1 protein-coding gene is annotated in these 1,327 nt (G+C 31.9%); it reads right to left on the bottom strand.

Annotated features, from left to right (window positions below):
* Positions 1–181: 181 nt before the first annotated feature.
* Positions 182–1,024, bottom strand: a complete 843-nt coding sequence (locus BUC11_RS16540; protein WP_073355798.1) for a hypothetical protein — start codon at positions 1,022–1,024, stop codon at positions 182–184.
* Positions 1,025–1,327 lie beyond the last annotated feature (303 nt).

Here is a 1,327-nt window from a genome sequence, read left to right as displayed (position 1 = left end):
GAGTACTACCATCACTTTGAAACGCCTAAAACAACGTGGTTATCACTCATTAACAGATGTTTACATCGAACTTAACCCATCTCTTTGCGAACCGCTGAATACGTGACCCGTACGTTCGGTGGTGTGAGAGGCGCACTCCGTCAGTTACTGGCGGAGCCGTCTACTCGATTGTGCACAGTACTTATTCAATAATATTCATTTTCCGCTCAAACAATTCATTTTTTATTTTTAATTCTGAATGTTTATAAAATTCTGGGTGTAAAAAATTATCACAAAAAAAGTTGTGATATTCAGCACACCAAATAAATTTTTCAAAAACTCTTTCATTAATATTATTCGAAGTAAGTTCCTCTTCTATTGCGTTTTTATGTAATATCATTTCTTTACTTACATAAGTATAATTTGGGTAATCAACTTCAAAGTTTTCTATGAGAAAATACAAATAATTCAAAAAGTAATATCCATCTTTATCAATTAAATATGTCGATTTTTGTGGAATCGGAAAGTCTTTAGCATAAAAATTGATATGTTGGTTTACAACTTCTTTAGCATTTTCAGAAAGTATTATTCGTGGATATATTGCGTGACTTTCTTCTAACTTATACGATTCAATAAGTGCAGGTCCGATTACAATGTTCTCGTCCATGTATAGATTACTATAACTTATTGCACCTTTTATAAAAATACCTTTCTGTGCAAAAGTTAATTGAATACGAGATAAAACATCAAATAAATCACCTAATTCAATTTCGCCATCTTCGTGATTCCATGGATATCTGATAACAAAATTATCTGTAAAAATTTTAAGTTCAAATCTTTTTCTTCCTTCTTTATTTTCAAAATCATGTTCGGTATTTAAATAATTTAATTCGCCTTCTAAGACCTTTAAATAATGATTAAAAAAATCTATATTTTCATTTTTAACTTTTTCAGCAAATCCAAGTATATCAAAATAAGCGCAGAAACTTATACGATAAATTTTCTTCCCATTGTCTGATTTGTATCTTTTAAAAATTCTTTCCATTTTTTATAAAATGTGTTTTCTACCGCGATTTTTTAGTATTGTGCACAACGTCCCGCTGCTTTGAGATGGTGGGGAATTCGTAACCTTTCAATTTTCTGCTTTGCAGAATTATGATGCGAAACGGTAATTCCACTAAAACCCCACTATATCAAAACAGCTGTGTGTGCCCTGCATGAGCAGGAAGCAGATTGTAAATCGTTTGTTCTCGATTCGAAAATACAAATTGTCGAATTAGAAAACAAAACTTACAGCGTGTATTTTTCCAGAGGGTGTAAGTCCCTTATGGGCGGATTGAAAACCCGA

Origin of the sequence: Flavobacterium xanthum (assembly GCF_900142695.1) — a bacterium.
Classification (GTDB): Bacteria; Bacteroidota; Bacteroidia; order Flavobacteriales; family Flavobacteriaceae; genus Flavobacterium; species Flavobacterium xanthum.
This window is presented reverse-complemented; position numbering and strand designations above follow the sequence as displayed.